This is a genomic window from Nonomuraea sp. NPDC050790, from assembly GCF_044456745.1.
In the GTDB taxonomy this organism is placed as follows: Bacteria; Actinomycetota; Actinomycetes; order Streptosporangiales; family Streptosporangiaceae; genus Nonomuraea.
In genome coordinates, this window is the sequence record NZ_JBITGF010000001.1 from 1,790,022 (window position 1) to 1,805,878 (window position 15,857).

Consider the following 15,857-nt stretch of genomic DNA (forward strand, 5'->3'; position numbering starts at 1 on the left):
GATCAGGGCAGCAGGCCGCGGTCGTAGCCGGCGGCGACGGCCGCGGCCCGGTCGGAGACGCCCAGCTTGGCGTAGATGTGCGCCAGGTGGGTCTTGACCGTGGTCTCGCTGATGAACAGGGCCGCGGCGGCCTCCTTGTTGCTGTGTCCGCGGGCGACGAGGGACAGGACGGTGCGCTCGCGCTCGCTGAGCTCGGCCGGAACCGGCGCGCGAGCCGTCCGGCCGAGCACCCGTCCGGCGACGGCGGGAGAGAGCACCGACTCCCCCGCCGCCGCGGCGCGCACGGCGCGGAAGACGGCCTCGCGCGGCGAGTCCTTGAGCAGGTAGCCGATCGCGCCCGCGGTCAGCGCGGGCAGCACGTCGTCGTCGCCGTCATAGGTGGTCAGGACGAGCACGCGGGCCGAGGGCACCCTCCTGGCCAGCAGCCCGATGAACTCCGCGCCGGCCAGGCCGGGCATCCGCAGGTCGGTGAGCACGACGTCGGGGCGTTCCCGCACGGCCACGGCCAGCCCCGACTCGCCGTCGCCCGCCTCGCCCACGACCTCGAGGTCGCCCTGCTCGGCGAACATCCCGCGCAGGCCGTCCCGCACCACCGGGTGGTCGTCCACGATCACCAGCCGCACGCTCACGCGTCCTCCCCCTCGGCCGGGATCGCCGGGACGGTCACGCTGACCGCGGTGCCCTGGCCGGGCGCCGACTCGACCTCCAGGCCGCCCGCCAGCCGCAGCACCCGCTGGCGCATCGCGGTGAGCCCGAACCCCGCCACGTCCGACTCCCCGCGTGGCCCGCCCGGCGTGAACCCCGCCCCGTCGTCACGCACGTCCACCACGACCACATCCTCCATGTACGACAGCGTGACCCCGGCCTTGGCCGCACCGGCGTGCCTGGCGACGTTCGTCAGCGCCTCCTGCACGGCCCTGAACAGCGTGACCTCCACCTCGGGGTGCAGCAACCTGGCCGGTCCCGTGACGGTGAGCGTGGCGGGCACCTCGTGCGCGGCGCTCCAGCCGGACACCAGGTCGGCCAGCGCCTCCGGCAGCCGCGAGCCCGCCAGCGGGCCTGGGCGCAGGTCGTTCAGGGAGCGGCGGACCTCGGTCAGGCTCTCCCTGGCCAGCGCGCGGGCCGTGGAGAGGCGGCGGCGCAGCGCCTCCTGGTCACCGGCGGCCTCCTCCGCGGCTTCGAGCTGGGTGACGATGCCGGACAGGCCCTGGGCGAGGGTGTCGTGGATCTCCCTGGCCATCCGGCCGCGCTCCCCCGCCACGCCTTTCGCCCGCGCCGCCTCCAGCAGCCTCCCCTGGAGTTCCGCGTTCTCCTCGCCGAGCCTGGCCAGGCGCTCGTTGGCGCTCTCCAGGGCCCGGTTGGCGGCGTGGCGGCGGGCGACCTCCTTCTCCATGGCCCTGATGAGCCAGCCGAGAAAGGCCGCGAACGCCCCACCGGCCAGCGTGGCCAGCAGCCTCGGCCAGGGGGCGTCCTGCGCGAGCAGGTCGAGCGGGGCGCCGGGCAGGAGGATCGCGGTGGCCGCCACCCCGGCGTAGGACAGCCTTCCCGGCAGCGCCACGAACGCCATGGGGAAGCAGACGATCACCGCCAGCGCGTACGCGGGCTCACGCGCGGCCAGCACCAGCGTCAGCCCGAGCAGCCCCGCGAAGTACACGGTCATCGGCGCCGCCTCCCGCTCCGGCCAGTGGGGGTGGGCCAGCACCATCCACCAGTGCCACCCCGCGAGGGCGGCGGCCAGGGCCAGCGTGACCAGCCGGTGCTGGAGGGTGGCGGTGGAGCCGACCATCGCGATCAGACTGGCCACCCCCAGCACGACCAGGGGTAAGGCACGCCACAGCGTGTCCCATTCCCGCTCCGCCCGCACCCCGCCCTCCCCGTCGTCCGCACCGGTGGACTCTCGTCCTCGCCCTGGCGAGCCCTCGTCCGTGCCCGGCTCTCATCCTCACCCGGTGGACTCTCATCCTCACCCGGTGAGCTCTCATCCGCGTCCGGTTGGCTTTCGTCCGCGCCCGTAGACCAGGCGGCGTAGCAGCGTTTCCGCCGGTCCGCGGTGGCCCGCCCGGCGCATCAGGTCGGCCGCCACCACTGTGGCCGCCCACGTCGCGAGGGCCAGACCCGCCGTCGCGGCCGAGCCCAGCGTGCCGCCGAGCCCGGCGGTATAGGGGGCCAGGAGCGCCACGAACACCGCCGACTGCAGGAGATAGCAGGTCATCGAGCACTCGCCACAGGCCGCCAGCGCACGGACCACCGGGCCGCGCCGGGCGCCGATCCGCTGGGCGAGCAGGCTCATCAGCGCCGCGTACCCCAGTCCTCCGGCCACGCCGGTGACGATGTGCAGGGCGTTGAAGAGCATCATCGTGCCCTCGTCGCCGACGGTCAGGAACCCGCCCGCCACCAGGCCGACGGGCAGCCCGCCGAGGATCCCGGTCAGCGGGCCCCAGAGCGCGGCCTGCCGTACCAGCCGGTCGGGGGCGGTGAGCAGGTTCCTGCGCGCCGCCCACATCCCGACCAGCGCCGCCGCGACCACGCCCAGCATGCCGAACGGCGTCATCAGCCATTCGACCGGCCGCAGGGTCAGCGCGGTGAGCGGGTCCGGTTCGGCGAAGGACCAGAAGAACGTGCGCTCGGCCGAGCCGTACGGCGTGGTGTAGACGACGGCGGCCGAGGCGGCCACGGGCACCATCCAGGCGGCGGCCAGCAGGAGCAGCGTCCGGTCGCGCACCCGTAGCAACCGGACGAACACCAGGCCGATCAGCCCGTAGAGGCCGAGGATGTCGCCCGAGAACAGCAGCGCGCCGTGGACCGCCCCGAAGACCACCAGCCACAGGCCGCGCCGCCGCAGCACCCGCCGGCCCTCGTCGTCGTCGCGCCGCCGGTTCCAGATCTGGACCAGGCCGTAGCCGAACAGCGCCGCGAACATGGGGTAGCCGCGCACCTCGACCAGCATCATGCTCAGCGCCGAGGTCACCCGGTCGGGCAGGTCGTGCTCGATGACGTGCTGCCTGATGCCGTACGGCCGGCCGTACAGGTAGACGGCCGAGTTCGCCACGGCGATGAGCGCCAGCATGGCGCCTCTGGCCAGGTCGGGCGCCAGCAGGCGTTCTCGATGCCCGACCGGGCCCTGTCGCAGGGTGGACGTCACGTCCCCTCCTCGCCTCGACGGTGTCGCGTCGAGTCTGCGAGGTACGGCCGCGCGCCGGATCATGCGTCAGGGCACGGCAGGAGCGGCGGACGGATGATTCGCCGCATCCTCCGATCAGAGGATGCCGGGGCCTACTGCGGCGCTTCCGTGGCCTCGTCGGTGGGCACCGCCGTGCCCTCCGCGCTGACCTGGACGTAGGTGGCGTCGCCCTTGAGGTTCTGGTGGATCACGAGGGTCGCCGAGCCGCCCGATCCGGTGGTCGCCGGGGCGAACCAGACCTTGAGCGCGCACTCCTCCTCGACGTCGAGCGACGTGTCCCCGCAGGCGTTGTCGTGCTGGAAGTCGCCGGGGTTGTCGCCCTCGAACTCGATGTCGGTGACTTTCAGCGTCGAGGTTCCCGTGCTCAGGATCCGCACTTCCTGGGCGCAGCCTTCCCCTTCACAGGAGAACGCCAGCGATTTCGGGGTTACGGCGATACCTGGAGCCCTTTTCGGACCGCCTTGAATGATCTCCGGGACGCTTTCCCTTTTCGTCTCCGTGCTTTCCACCTCTGCTCCGGGGCCCCAGGGGATCGGCACCTGGCGGGATGTGATCAGTGCGGCGCTGATGGTCGCGGCAGCCGCGATCATCGCCGCGGCGATCGCCACGCCTCGGGTCGACATGATGCTCCTCCGAACGTCTGTCCCAAATGCGGCCCAACCAGGTTTCCGTCGTCCGCGACGCGGCGTCCACAGGTGTATGCGCCCGCGCCCTCAGTGGCATTGTCCGGATTTCGCCGGAGCCGCGAATGAGTAGGCCCTACTCATTCGCACGACTGGGCAGAGACCCAAGGGCGGGGCAGGGAGTTCAGGGGCGGGGTTTGCGGTAGCGGGCGAACCAGGCGCGCGACGACGGCGGCACGAAGAGCAGGACGATGACGGCGAGCCCGGCCAGCGCCAGAACGGACGCGCCGACGAGGATTCCCGCGGGCGCACCGGTGCCGCCCAGGGCGTCGGCCAGCGAGTTGACCGCGTACAGGACGACGAACACGCCGAAGCAGGCCGCCAGGATGCGGGGTCCGCGCCAGCCCGGCCACAGCCCCCGGGCGATCGCCGCGCCGAGGAGGCCGAAACCCACCGGCAGGACGGCGCTGCGCGGCAGGCCGCCCGCGATCAGGAGCGCGCCGGTGCCGAGCAGCAGCGCGGCGACGACGCCGACCGCGACGACGGCTCCGATGACGGGCGCGGGGGGCGTGCGTTCGCTCATGACTGCAACATGGCCGGAATGGGCAGGGGTGAAACCCGTTTCATGACCATAAGGACAACGAACGTTTACTCACACAGTTGATCTTGTTAGTATCGGGTTTCTTATCCGTGATGATGGGTTTTGACACCATAGACAGAATCCTCGGTGCGCCACCCGCATATCCGCCGTGGCGAGTGGCGCACATGGCCGCGAAGGCGGGGATACTGGCGACCTGGCTGTCCTCGGCGCAGGCCCGGGACATCGAGCTCACCCGCGCGGCCACGGAGTATCTGGAACGGACTCGGCGCAGGGTCGCCGAGCTGGCCAGAGTGGGTGACGAACAGGCCGCGGCACACGGGCTGACCGTGCTCAAAGGGCGCAGGATCGCCGCCCACATGCCCGGATGGATGCTCCGCCAGTCCGGCGACGTGGACCTGGTCGCGCCCGGCGAGGAGGCGCTGTGGGCCTGCGTCCTGGACCTGTCGGCACGTTATGACGCCGTCCCGCAGGGCGTCAGCGTCATGGACGGGGAATTCGGGCGGCACGTCTGCGTGGCCATGAAGTGGCCTGCCGAGGAGCCCCATCTCGACAAGCCGATGGGCGCCGACATCGCCACGTGCGCGTTCAGCGGCGACCTGAAGGGCGTTCCGGTAAGGACCGTTCCGCCAGAACATGATGATTTATGCGGATTATTCGCTGTGGCCGAGGAAAGGTTTCAGCGCAAATTCCGCATCAAGGACCTCCTCGATTTCGCGGTGCTCGCCGAACTCGCCGAACGGCGGCTGGGCGACGCGCTGGTGGGCGTGGTCCTGGAGCACGTCGAGGCGCTCGCGCTCGCCCCCGAGCTGCGCGCGCTCATCAGGAAGGCCGATCCCTGGTCACCAGTCTCGCCGCGCTGGCGCGCGACCCTGGACGAGCTGGGACCGGCGGCCAAGGCGGAGAAGGCGCGCAGGCGGCCCGGCCGGGCGGGGGTGGCCCGGCTGCGGTTCGGGTTCCCGCTGGACACCGTGCCGAGCCGCGAGCCGAGGGTCACCGTGCACCGCGGGCCGCGCGCCGACGTGGCCACCACCCCGATCGGCGCCTGCCTGCTCGTGGCGGACCCCGTGCTCACCGAGGACGTCGTGGCCGAAGCCCTCGGCCACGCACGGACGCTCGAAGCAGAAGGAGGTGAATCCCATGCGGCACATCGTGACCGCTGAATTCAAGATCTTGACCACCGTCACGGTCAAGCCCGGCAAGTAGCGGACCGGCGGGACGCTCCCCGGGCCGCTGGGGAGCGACCGCCCACCCACCCCTGGAGATCACGCATGACGGCAGGCTCCTACCCGTTCGGCCCGCCCGACCTGCTGCGCCTGCATCCCCGCTTCGCGCGGTTGCGCGAGAGCGAGCCGCTGTCGCGGGTCCGGATGCCCTACGGCCGCGAGGGCTGGCTGGCCACCCGCTACGAGGACGTGCGCGCGATCATCTCCGACCCCCGCTTCAGCCGGGCGCTGGCGGCGGGCGCCGACGTGCCCCGCATGACGCCCCTGCCCGGCGGCGCCGGATCCATGGCGATGATGGACGCGCCCGAGCACACCCGGATGCGGCGCCTGGTCTCCAAGGCGTTCTCGCTGCGGCGGATCGAGGAGCTGCGGCCCTCGGTGACCGCCCGCGCCGAGAAGCTCCTGCGCGGGCTGCGTCCACCCGCCGACCTCATGCGGGACTTCGGCACGCCGCTCGCGCTGATGACGATCTGCGACATGCTCGGCGTCCCGTACGGCGAGCGCGACCGCTTCGGCGGCTGGGCGGAGGTCGTGGTCACCACCACGGCCTACACCGCCGAGGAGGTCGAGCGCGTCCTCGGGGAGTTCGCCGGCTATCTGCTGGAACTGGTCGAGCGGCGGCGGGCCGTACCCGAGGGCGATTTGCTGAGCGAGCTCGTGCACGCCCGCGACAGCGAGCGGCGGCTCAGCGAGCAGGAGCTGGTCACCTTCCTCGGCAGCTCGCTCACCACCGGCCAGGACAACGTGGCCAAGCAGATCGGCAACATGGCCTACACGCTGCTGACCGAGCCCGGGCTCTACCGGAGCCTGGCCGGGCGGCCGGAGTCGATACCGCGCGCGGTCGAGGAACTGCTGCGCTACCTCGTCATCAGCCCCGGGCTCGGCATCGCCAGGATCGCCACCGAGGACGTCGAGATCGGCGGGCGCACCATCCGCGCGGGCGAGGCGGTGCTCGTCTCCTTCGCCTCGGCCAACCGCGACCCCGCCGCCTTCCCCGACCCCGACACGATCGACGTGGAGCGGCAGGGCGGCCCGCACCTGACGTTCGGGCCCGGGTTGCACCACTGCCTGGCCGCCTCGCTGGTGCGGATGGAGCTGCAGGAGGCGGTGCGGGCGCTCGTGACCACCTGGCCTGGGTTGCGGCTGGCCGTACCGAAGGAGGAGGTCGAGTGGCTGACCACGGCGATCACGATCGGACCGGTGGAGCTGCCGGTGCGGTGGTGAGCCTCTGGCGGCACGCCGACTTCGTCCGGCTGTGGTCGGCGAACACCGTCAGCCAGCTCGGCAGCCGCGCGGGCGCGATCGCCGTTCCGCTGGTGGCGGTCACCGCGCTTGCGGCCACACCGCTGGAGATGGGACTGCTCAACGCGGCGGGCACGGTCGGCGCGCTGCTGTTCGGGCTGCCCGCCGGGGCGTGGGTGGACCGGATGCGACGCCGGCGCGTGCTGCTCACCGCCGACCTCGCGCGGGCGCTGCTGCTGCTGACGATCCCCCTCGGGTACGCCGCGGGGGTGCTCGCCGTCTGGCACCTGCTGGCCGTCGCCCTGCTGGTGAGCATCGCGACGATCTTCTTCGACGTGGCGCACCTGGCCTACGTGCCGGCGCTGGTCGAGCGCGAGCGGCTCATCGAGGCCAATGCCAGGCTGCAGGCGAGCTACTCGGTCGCGGTGGTGACGGGGCCGAGTCTCGGGGGCCTGATCGCCGGGCTGGCCGGGGCGGCGGCCACCGTGTCGGTCACGGCGGCGACGTTCCTGGCCTCCGCCGGGCTGCTGCGCCGGATCCGCGCGCCCGATCCGCCCCCCGCGTCGGCGAGCGGGAAGGGGACGCTCGCCGACATCGGCGAGGGGCTGCGCTTCCTGCTGCGCGACCCGCCGCTGCGCGCGATCGGCTTCTGCACCGGCAGCGTCAACCTGTTCATGTCGATGGTGGCGGCGTTGCTGGTGCTGTTCCTGACGCGCGAGCTGGGCCTGTCGCCCTTGATGACCGGCCTGGTGGCGGCGGCGTCGGGGGCGGGCGGGGTGCTGGCGGCCGTGACCGTCAAGCGGTGGACCCGCGCGTTCGGGCCCACCCGCACGATCGTGCTGTCGCTGCTGCTCACCGAGCCGTTCGGGCTGCTCATGGCGCTGTCGTGGCCGGGGTGGGGCGTCGTGCTGTTCGTCTGCGGCTGGTTCGCCTGCGGGTACGGCGGGACGCTCTACAACGTCGTCCAGGTCAGCTACCGCCAGAGCGCCTGCCCCGGACACCTGCTCGGACGGGTCCAGGCGGCCAACCGGTTCCTGGCCTTCGCCATGGCCCCGGCCGGCGGCCTGCTGGGCGGCGCGCTGGGCACCTGGCTGGGCGTGCGGCCCACCCTGGCGATCGGTGTCCTGGGCGCGCTGGCCGCCACGCTCTGGCTGATCCTGTCCCCGCTGCGCCACGCGGAGGCACCGTCGGCCACCTGAACTCACCCGATGCCTCCTCGAACCGCAGGCGTCACCGTCCGCGGTCAAACCGCAGGCGTCGCCGTCCGCGCTCAGACGGCGGCGTCGCCGCCGTCGAGGATCAGGTCGGCTCCGGTCATCCAGGACGACTCGTCCGAGGCGAGGAAGACGGCGGCCCCCGCGTAGTCCTCCGGGCGGCCCGGACGGCCGAGCGGGATGTCCTTGCCGCGCTCGTGCCACAGGGCGGGGTCGTCGCGCCACTGCGGGGAGTTGGCCTTGGTGGCGGTCAGGCCGGGCGAGATGGTGTTGACCCGGATGCCGTACGGCGCCAGCTCGTACGCGGCACTGCGGGTCAGCATCGACAGCCCGGCCTTGCTGGACTGGTAGTGGGCCATCTTGCTGACGGCCTTGAAGGCGCTGACCGAGCTGATGTTGATGACGCTGCCGGGGGCGCCCTCGGCGCGCAGCCGGGCGGCGAAGGCCTGGGTGGCGAAGAACGGGAAGCGCAGGTTGACCGCCATCACCCGCTCGTACTCCTCCGGGGTGAGGTCGAGGAAGGCCGTCCTGGTCATCGTGGCGGCGTTGTTCACCAGCACGTCGGGCGTGCCCAGCGCGGCCACCGCCGCCGCCATCAGCTTCCCCGCGCCGTCGGGGTCGGCGCCGTCGAGCAGCGCGAAGTCCGCCCGCACGCCGTGTTCGCGCAGCTCGGCGAGGGTCGCCTGGGCCGCCTCCGCATCGGCCAGCGCCGTGAAGAACACCTCGCAGCCCTCGCGGGCGAACGCCACGGCGATGGCCCGCCCGATGCCGTTGGCGCCGCCGGTGACCACGGCCCGCCGCCCCTTCAACCTGTCCATGAAACCGCCCCGTCCCGTGCCAGAAAGATCGTTCGACGACACCTTAGACCGCTCCTCCGACAATCAGATCTGTCTTGACAAAACTTTTTGTCGGCGGAATGCTCAGAGGCATGAACAGAAACCTCCTGCTGTGCGGCGTCCTCGCCGGACCCCTCTACGTCCTCGTCGTCCTGGCCCAGGCCCTCACCCGCGAGCCGTTCGACCTCACCCGCCACGCCGCCAGCCTGCTGAGCACCGGCGACCTCGGCTGGATCCAGATCGCGAACTTCCTGCTCACCGGGGCGCTCGTCATCGCCTTCTCGTACGCGCTCAAGCGCCCCTGGGCCCCCTGGCTCATCCGCGTCTACGGCCTCGGCCTCATCGGCGCCGGAGTCTTCACCGCCGACCCCGCGCTCGGCTTCCCCGCCGGAACCCCCGACGGCCCGCCCGCCGCCATCACCTGGCACGGCATGCCGCACTTCCTCGCGGGCGGCGTCGGCTTCCTGTGCATGATCGCCGCCTGCCTGCTGCACGCCCGCCGCCACGCCGCCGAGGGCAGGACCGGCTGGGCGGCCTTCTCCGCGCTGACCGGGGTGCTGTTCCTCGCCGCCTTCGCCGGCATCGCCTCGGGGAACGCCGCCGCCTGGATCAACGTGGCCTTCGCGCTGGCCGTACTGCTGTCATGGTCGTGGATGAGCGCGACCGGCCTGCGCCTCCTGCGCGCCCCCGCGTGAACCCCGCCGCACCCCCGGGTACGGCGGGGCCGGCCGGATCAGACCGAGTACCTGCAGAGCAGCGCCTGACCCACCCCCTGCGAGTAGCCGATGAGGCTCCAGGTCGGGTGGTAGTACACGCAGGCCTGGCCGGGGTTGCCCGCGCCGGTGAAGACCAGGCCGGACGCGGCCATGTCGTAGCAGTTCAGCCAGCCGTTGTAGAAGCCGATGTCGGAGGTCGGGTTGACCTGGGCGGCGCAGTAGCCGCCGAGGGTCAGCGGGCTGAAGACGTCCTCGACGACGGCCGTGGCCCGAGCCTGGGCCGGGGCGGTGGACAGGCCGGGCGCGCCCAGGGCGAGCAGCGCGGCCGAGACGAGCACGGCGAGACGACGGAGCATGGAACCTCCATGTACCAGGGGGGATGGTGCCTTGATCGCAGTATTAAATAGGAAACTTTCCTAAGCAATAGCGACTTTCCGTATCCACCGGCGCATCGGCGCGACCTCGACGAGAATTGGACACCGAGCGTTCACGGAGGGTGCCTACCCTCGGGTTTTGACACCCCCCGTCAGGAAAGGGTCGCACCGATGAGAAGACGCAACTTCCTGCGTGCCTCGGTCCTCGGCGCCGGAGCCATGGCGCTGCCCTTCACCCTCTGGGAGGGCACGGCACTGGCCGCTCCCGCCCAGAACGCGCCGAGCCCCTACGGCTCGCTGCGGCCCGCGGACGCCAACGGCATCCTGCTGCCCGCAGGCTTCACCAGCCAGGTGGTCGCCCGCTCCGGCCAGCGGGTCACCGGCACCACGCTCACCTGGCACAACGCCCCCGACGGCGGCGCCTGCTTCGCCGACGGCGCGGGCTGGATCTACGTCTCCAACTCCGAGATCGACCCCGGCGGCGGCGCCTCGGCGATCCGGTTCGACTCCTCCGGCGCCGTGGTCTCGGCCAGCCGCATCCTCACCGGCACCCGGCAGAACTGCGCGGGCGGCAAGACGCCGTGGAACACCTGGCTGTCGTGCGAGGAGGTGAGCCGCGGGTTCGTCTACGAGACCTATCCGTTCGGCGGCTCCGCCGTACAGCGGCCGGCCATGGGCCGGTTCAAGCACGAGGCCGCGGCGGCCGACCCGGTCCGCCGGGTGATCTACCTGACCGAGGACGAGAGCAACGGCAGGTTCTACCGCTTCGTCCCCTCGACCTGGGGCGACCTGTCCAGCGGCACCCTTCAGGTGCTCGTCGCGGGCTCGGCCACCTCGGGCTCCTTCACCTGGGCGAACGTCCCCGACCCCGACGGCTCCCCCACGGCCACCCGCAGCCAGGTGTCCGGCTCCAAGTCCTTCAACGGCGGCGAGGGCTGCCACTACGCCGACGACACCGTCTGGTTCACCACCAAGGGCGACAACCGGCTCTGGCAGCTCAACCTGGCGGCCGGCACCTACGAGCTGGCCTACGACGACAGCCTGGTCAGCCCCGGCAGCCCGCCGCTGACCGGCGTCGACAACGTCACCGGCTCGACCGGCGGCGACCTCTACGTGGCCGAGGACGGCGGCAACATGGAGATCTGCATGATCACCCCGAACGACCAGATCTCGGTGTTCCTGCGCATCAACGGCCAGGGCTCCTCGGAGATCACCGGCCCGGCGTTCAACCCCGCGGGCAACCGCCTGTACTTCTCCTCCCAGCGCGGCACCAGCGGCTCGTCCTCCGGCGGCATCACCTACTGCGTCACCGGCCCGTTCCGCCCCTGAAGTCCACAAGTCCCTGACGCCCGCAAGCTCCCTGACGCCCGCAAGCCGCTGACGTCCACAAGGCCCTGAAGCTCACCAGCCCCTGAGGCCCGCAGGCCCCTTACGCCCGCATGCCCTGATGACCGGATGCACACGAGCCCGCCCCCGAGGCGGCGGTGGCGGACTCGTGTGCCGGTCCGCACTGGCTCAGCAGGCGTTCGCGGGTCGGCCTGCTGGACCAGATCGGGTACCAGCCGGCGCCGTCCACGCGAATCCCCCGCCGGGGACGCCGCCGATCTGGCTTACCCCTCCTTGCTACCGCACCGCGGTTGTTCGGCTTCACACGCGTGCGCCGATCAATCAATCCCCGATCAATCCCGGCCCGGTGAAGGAGCAGGAACCGGGCCGGGCGCAGCGCCTCGTACAGGCGGCCGGACGACAACCGGCCCGCCACCCGCCGCCGCAGCGCGTCCCGCACGGCCGGTACGGCCAGCGCCCCCCGCGCCGTGCCGACGGGATGGCGTTCGGCGTGGCAGGAGTCGAGGAACCACGGCGGGCGCCCACCCGTGGATCGCGGCGGCGAGCCTCCAGCCCAGGTACACGGCGTCCTGGATGCCGGGTTCATGCCGAGCGGCGGGTGCTTGGTGTCCTGGGCCTCGGACTTGGGCGGCCGCCCGGGACGTCGAGGGGGACCTTGCCCATATGGCCAGGAACATATTTAGCTAGTCGTCGATGACCTCGGACAGCTCCCGATCCAGGGTCTCGATGCGATCGCGCAGGTAGGACGGCACGCCGATCAGGCTCAGCTCGGTCCGCCGCCGCAGGGTGACCAGGACGGCCAGACCGTCGGCGTCCCAGGGACCGGCGTCGGTGAGGTCCAGCACCAGGCTCGGCGGCGTCCCGGCACGCTCCAGCAGTTCCAGCGCCGCGCTCCGGTCGAACAGGCCGGACAGGCGCAGCACCGCGCGCCCGTTCCGGTGGCCGGGCTCGATCGTCGCGGATTCCCCGGCCGCGCCCGGCAGCGCCATCGCGATGGTGGTGCGCGTCCCGTCCGGGCCCGTGGACACCGCCTGCTCGTCGGCCAGCGTGCGCACGAGCCACAGGCCGTGCCCGTGCCGGAGGGGCCACGGCTCGCTCGGCGCTCCGGCCTCTCCGCCCGCGTCGCCGACCCGGACCCACACCATCCCCTCCTTCTTCCAGAGGGTCACGGTGCCCTGCCCGGCGCCGTGGCGCACCGCGTTCATGGCCAGTTCGTGGACGGCGATGACCAGGTCGGCGGCCCGGCCGGGGGGCAGCCCCGCGTGGGCGCCGTGCGCCTCGACGCTGGCTCGCAGCGTGTAGAGGGAGTCGGCGTCGAAGACCTGTTCGAACAGGACACCGTCGCCGCCAGGCGGGCCGGCGGCGGGATCGGTGCGAGGCGGACCTGCCTGCTCCGCGCCGATCTGCGCGTCTGGGAACTGGTCACCGTTCATCGGCGGTTTCCACCGTAACACCCGCGATGTCCGACGCGCCGAGCAACGCGAAGCGTGCGGCGATGGTCGGGTGGCAGCGCAGCACCACCTTGCGGTCCGGGCAGATGCTGCGCGCGCAGTCGAGGATCATGCGCGTGCAGGCGACGTCGACGAAGGTCAGCTCGGCCATATTGACGAGAACGTCCGCCTCGCCGCGGATGACCTCGGCCAGCGCCAGGGCCAGGGACTCCCCCGCCGTGGCGTCGATCTGCCCGGCCAGCCGGATGCCCGGCGGCGCGTACTGGCGGCAGATGCGCAGCAGCGGATCGTCGTGGTAGGTGGCGGCGGCGACCGAGCGCGTGTGGAAGGCCGACACCGACGCGAGCGTGACCGGGTCGAAACGCTCGCGGTCGTACTGGCACAAGACCGACACGCGGCCGCCCGCCAGCGTCTCGGCGATCTGGCGCTCGAAGGCGGGCAGGTGCTCCACGCCCTGGACCGGGCTCAGCGCCCAGCCCATGTCGATGGCCACCCGCAGGCCGCGGTGGGCGTGCTCGGCCTCCTCGCGCTGGGCGCGCAGCCAGCGCATGGCGTCCTCCAGCGCGAACTGCCGGCCCGACAGCAGCCCGTCCTGCCAGGCCACGATGTGCATCCGCCCGTTCTCCCCGGCGTGCCTGAGCGCGAGGCCGCGCCGGTCGAGCTCGGCGTAGGCGGCCTGCGGCTCCTCGCTCAGCCAGACCACCCGCAGCCCTTCCGCCAGCCCGTCGCGGATGTAGGCCGCGGTCAGGTCGAGGTACTCCTCCCGCTCGCCGAACGTGAGGCAGGCATGGTCGTCCAGTGTCAGATCCGTGATCTGCGAGTCCGCGTCGATCGACCCCACCCACTCTCGTCCGGGCGTCGCCGCGACGGCGTGCCGGTCACACAGCCTAGTGAGCTTGTCGAGTCCCCGCCCGGACGCGGCGGAACCGGGGCCCGCGGTGACGGGCCCCGGTCTCGCGGCAGGACGTGCGGTTACCAGCGGTCGGTGCCGTCAGGCTCCCCGTCCACGTCACCGTCGGCCTCGACGCGCTCCTTGCGCACCTGGCCGGAGACGGTCTCGTCCTCGGTGACCTCCTCCTTGGCCAGCCGTACCCTCTCGACGGGGACGGCCTCGGTCTCCACGACGGCCCGCTCGGCGTGCAGCGTGACCTCGTGCTCGGCCTCGGTGATGTCCTGGCCGCTCATCGCGGCCTCGCGGTTGGCGTCGGTGATGGGCTCGCGCTCGATCCGCACCTCCTCGTGGGTGACCGGCACGGTCACCTGCTCCTCCGTGGTGACGACGTACTTACGCAGCCGGGCGTGGCCGCTCTCGTAGCGCTCGGTGCCGACGCGCAGGTGCTCCTCCGAGCGGGTCATGGCGTCCTCGGTCGTCGAGGCGTCCATGCGGGCGTCGGGGCCGACCGGCTGTTCCGGTACGAGCGGCTGCCGCCGTCCGTCGCCCCATTCGACGCCGTAGTAGCGGTAGAGCTCGCGCTCCTCCTGCTCGGACAGGCGTCCCCCGGCTTCGACGTCGATTCTGGGCGCGTCCATGATCTGGGACTTGCCGAAGCCCGCTTCGGCCCGGTCGCCGATCATCCTGACCGCGCGCAGCGGCACGAACGACTCGTGCATGCCGAACCATCCGGTCTTGACCGTGAGCCACTCCGGATCGCCGGTCGCGTCGTCCAGGTAGACGGTCTTCACCTCCCCCACGCGATCGCCGTCGCTGTCGTAGAGCGTGTGTCCGATCAGGTCGTGGATCTGCTCTTGCGTAATCACGTGAAACCCCCGGTTCGCTTTCTGAACCGCTTCCCGGTGCCGGTGCGCGTATCGGGAGTTGCCCGAATGCCGAACCAACCCTTACCGGGCCGCGCGGCGCACGGAGCGGGCGGATCCACCCGCGTCAGGGCCGATCCCGGCACTCTGGCCCCAGGCGTCTCACATACCTGGGCAGGAGCCCGGCATGACCGTCGCTTGGAGCACGGGCCGGTCGCATGGAGACGGGACGAACCTGGATCTACCCCGCGTCCCGGGCCGGGCGACTTGACCTGACCCCCGTCCAGCATTGATGATAATCCCGACCGATATAGCAGGAAAAGCGGGAAAGGCGGATGCGGTGCGATCACTCATCCTGCTGGGCCTGGTCGGCCTGGCCGCGCAGCTCGTCGACGGCAGCCTCGGCATGGCCTACGGCGTCACCTCCACCACATTGCTGCTGGCCATCGGCACCAACGCCGCCGCCGCGTCAGCCACCGTCCACCTCGCCGAGATCGGCACCACACTCGCCTCGGGCATCTCCCACTGGCGTTTCGGCAACGTCGACTGGAAGGTCGTCGCCAAGATCGGCGTCCCCGGCGCGATCGGTGCCTTCGCCGGAGCCACGTTCCTGTCGAGCCTGTCCACCGAGCTCGCGGCGCCGATCATGTCGGTCATCCTGCTGACCCTCGGCGTCTACATTCTCATCCGCTTCACCGCGTTCGGGCTGCCGCGCGGCAACCTGGGCAAGCCGCTGCGCAAGCGCTTCCTCGGCCCGCTGGGCCTGGTGGCCGGTTTCGTGGACGCCACCGGCGGCGGCGGCTGGGGCCCCGTGGGCACCCCGGCCATCCTGGCCAGCGGCCGCATCCCCCCGCGCAAGGTGATCGGCTCGATCGACGCCAGCGAGTTCCTCGTCGCCATCGCGGCCAGCGTCGGCTTCCTGGTCGGCATCGGCTCGGAGAACATCAACTTCGCCTGGGTCGGCGTCCTGCTGCTCGGCGGCGTGATCGCCGCGCCCATCGCCGCCTGGCTGGTGCGCCACATCCCGCCGCGCATCCTCGGCTCGGCGGTCGGCGGCGTGATCATCCTGACGAACGTGCGCACCCTGCTGCGTAGCGACTGGATCGACGCGCCCGGCAACGTGCAGACGATCGCCTACATCGCCCTCGCGCTCCTCTGGGTGGGCGCGATCGCCTACTCGGTGCGCGAGTACCGCCGCGACAAGGCCAACGAGTCGGTGGAGGCCGTCGACTCCGACGTGGACCGGCAGGAGGAGCCCACCCCGGCCTGACCCGCCGCACGCCTCCCACGATGC

16 protein-coding genes are annotated in these 15,857 nt (G+C 72.0%); 6 read left to right on the top strand and 10 right to left on the bottom strand.

Going from position 1 to position 15,857, the window contains the following annotated elements; genetic code table 11:
* Positions 1–2: 2 nt before the first annotated feature.
* The 5 genes from ACIBEJ_RS08020 to ACIBEJ_RS08040 form a co-directional block, all read right to left on the bottom strand.
* Positions 3–629 (bottom strand): response regulator, encoded by a 627-nt coding sequence (locus tag ACIBEJ_RS08020; protein ID WP_397181881.1) that lies wholly within the window; start codon positions 627–629, stop codon positions 3–5.
* Positions 626–1,864 carry a sensor histidine kinase gene (locus ACIBEJ_RS08025; protein ID WP_397181882.1) on the bottom strand — a complete coding sequence of 413 codons (1,239 nt, stop codon included), beginning with the start codon at positions 1,862–1,864 and terminating at the stop codon, positions 626–628. The genes ACIBEJ_RS08020 and ACIBEJ_RS08025 overlap by 4 nt, the downstream gene beginning before the upstream one ends.
* A 114-nt stretch (positions 1,865–1,978) precedes the next feature.
* The gene (locus ACIBEJ_RS08030; protein ID WP_397181883.1) at positions 1,979–3,142 is read right to left on the bottom strand and encodes a DUF418 domain-containing protein; all 1,164 of its coding nucleotides are present in this window, start codon (positions 3,140–3,142) and stop codon (positions 1,979–1,981) included.
* 131 nt (positions 3,143–3,273) lie between these two features.
* Entirely contained in the window at positions 3,274–3,804 is a 531-nt protein-coding gene (locus ACIBEJ_RS08035; RefSeq protein ID WP_397181884.1) for a hypothetical protein, read from the bottom strand.
* 184 nt (positions 3,805–3,988) lie between these two features.
* Positions 3,989–4,387: a hypothetical protein gene (locus tag ACIBEJ_RS08040; RefSeq protein WP_397181886.1), complete on the bottom strand. Its 399-nt coding sequence runs from the start codon at positions 4,385–4,387 to the stop codon at positions 3,989–3,991.
* 182 nt (positions 4,388–4,569) lie between these two features.
* Here ACIBEJ_RS08040 and ACIBEJ_RS08045 point away from each other — a divergent pair, with 182 nt between their 5' ends.
* The 3 genes from ACIBEJ_RS08045 to ACIBEJ_RS08055 all read left to right on the top strand — a co-directional run bounded on the left by ACIBEJ_RS08045 (position 4,570) and on the right by ACIBEJ_RS08055 (position 8,069).
* Positions 4,570–5,565, top strand: a complete 996-nt coding sequence (locus tag ACIBEJ_RS08045) for a hypothetical protein (protein ID WP_397181887.1) — start codon at positions 4,570–4,572, stop codon at positions 5,563–5,565.
* A 108-nt stretch (positions 5,566–5,673) separates the two neighbouring features.
* A complete protein-coding gene (locus tag ACIBEJ_RS08050) occupies positions 5,674–6,852 on the top strand; it encodes a cytochrome P450 (RefSeq protein ID WP_397181888.1) in 1,179 nt (392 codons plus the stop codon).
* On the top strand, positions 6,849–8,069 hold the full coding sequence (locus ACIBEJ_RS08055) for an MFS transporter (RefSeq protein ID WP_397181889.1): 1,221 nt from the start codon (positions 6,849–6,851) through the stop codon (positions 8,067–8,069). Before ACIBEJ_RS08050 ends, ACIBEJ_RS08055 begins: the two co-directional genes overlap by 4 nt.
* Positions 8,070–8,140: 71 nt before the next feature.
* On the opposite strand, the gene ACIBEJ_RS08060 is transcribed toward ACIBEJ_RS08055, so the two are convergent.
* On the bottom strand, positions 8,141–8,902 hold the full coding sequence (locus ACIBEJ_RS08060; protein WP_397181890.1) for an SDR family NAD(P)-dependent oxidoreductase: 762 nt from the start codon (positions 8,900–8,902) through the stop codon (positions 8,141–8,143).
* Between the two features lie 110 nt (positions 8,903–9,012).
* Between ACIBEJ_RS08060 and ACIBEJ_RS08065 the strand changes: the two genes are divergently transcribed.
* Complete coding sequence (locus tag ACIBEJ_RS08065) at positions 9,013–9,615, top strand: DUF998 domain-containing protein (RefSeq protein WP_397181891.1); 603 nt, start codon at positions 9,013–9,015, stop codon at positions 9,613–9,615.
* Between the two features lie 38 nt (positions 9,616–9,653).
* On the opposite strand, the gene ACIBEJ_RS08070 is transcribed toward ACIBEJ_RS08065, so the two are convergent.
* On the bottom strand, positions 9,654–9,992 hold the full coding sequence (locus ACIBEJ_RS08070; RefSeq protein ID WP_397181892.1) for a hypothetical protein: 339 nt from the start codon (positions 9,990–9,992) through the stop codon (positions 9,654–9,656).
* A gap of 189 nt (positions 9,993–10,181) precedes the next feature.
* Here ACIBEJ_RS08070 and ACIBEJ_RS08075 point away from each other — a divergent pair, with 189 nt between their 5' ends.
* Positions 10,182–11,339, top strand: a complete 1,158-nt coding sequence (locus ACIBEJ_RS08075) for an alkaline phosphatase PhoX (RefSeq protein WP_397181893.1) — start codon at positions 10,182–10,184, stop codon at positions 11,337–11,339.
* 701 nt (positions 11,340–12,040) lie between these two features.
* Here ACIBEJ_RS08075 and ACIBEJ_RS08080 read toward each other — a convergent pair.
* From ACIBEJ_RS08080 to ACIBEJ_RS08090, 3 genes are all read right to left on the bottom strand, one after another.
* A complete protein-coding gene (locus tag ACIBEJ_RS08080) occupies positions 12,041–12,790 on the bottom strand; it encodes an ATP-binding protein (RefSeq protein WP_397181894.1) in 750 nt (249 codons plus the stop codon).
* Entirely contained in the window at positions 12,780–13,649 is an 870-nt protein-coding gene (locus ACIBEJ_RS08085; protein WP_397181895.1) for an MEDS domain-containing protein, read from the bottom strand. Before ACIBEJ_RS08085 ends, ACIBEJ_RS08080 begins: the two co-directional genes overlap by 11 nt.
* 131 nt (positions 13,650–13,780) lie before the next feature.
* Positions 13,781–14,566, bottom strand: coding sequence for a DUF2382 domain-containing protein (locus ACIBEJ_RS08090; RefSeq protein ID WP_397181896.1), 786 nt, complete (start codon positions 14,564–14,566; stop codon positions 13,781–13,783).
* A 337-nt stretch (positions 14,567–14,903) separates the two neighbouring features.
* On the opposite strand from ACIBEJ_RS08090, the gene ACIBEJ_RS08095 reads away from it, so the two are divergent.
* Positions 14,904–15,833 (top strand): sulfite exporter TauE/SafE family protein, encoded by a 930-nt coding sequence (locus ACIBEJ_RS08095; protein WP_397181897.1) that lies wholly within the window; start codon positions 14,904–14,906, stop codon positions 15,831–15,833.
* Positions 15,834–15,857 lie beyond the last annotated feature (24 nt).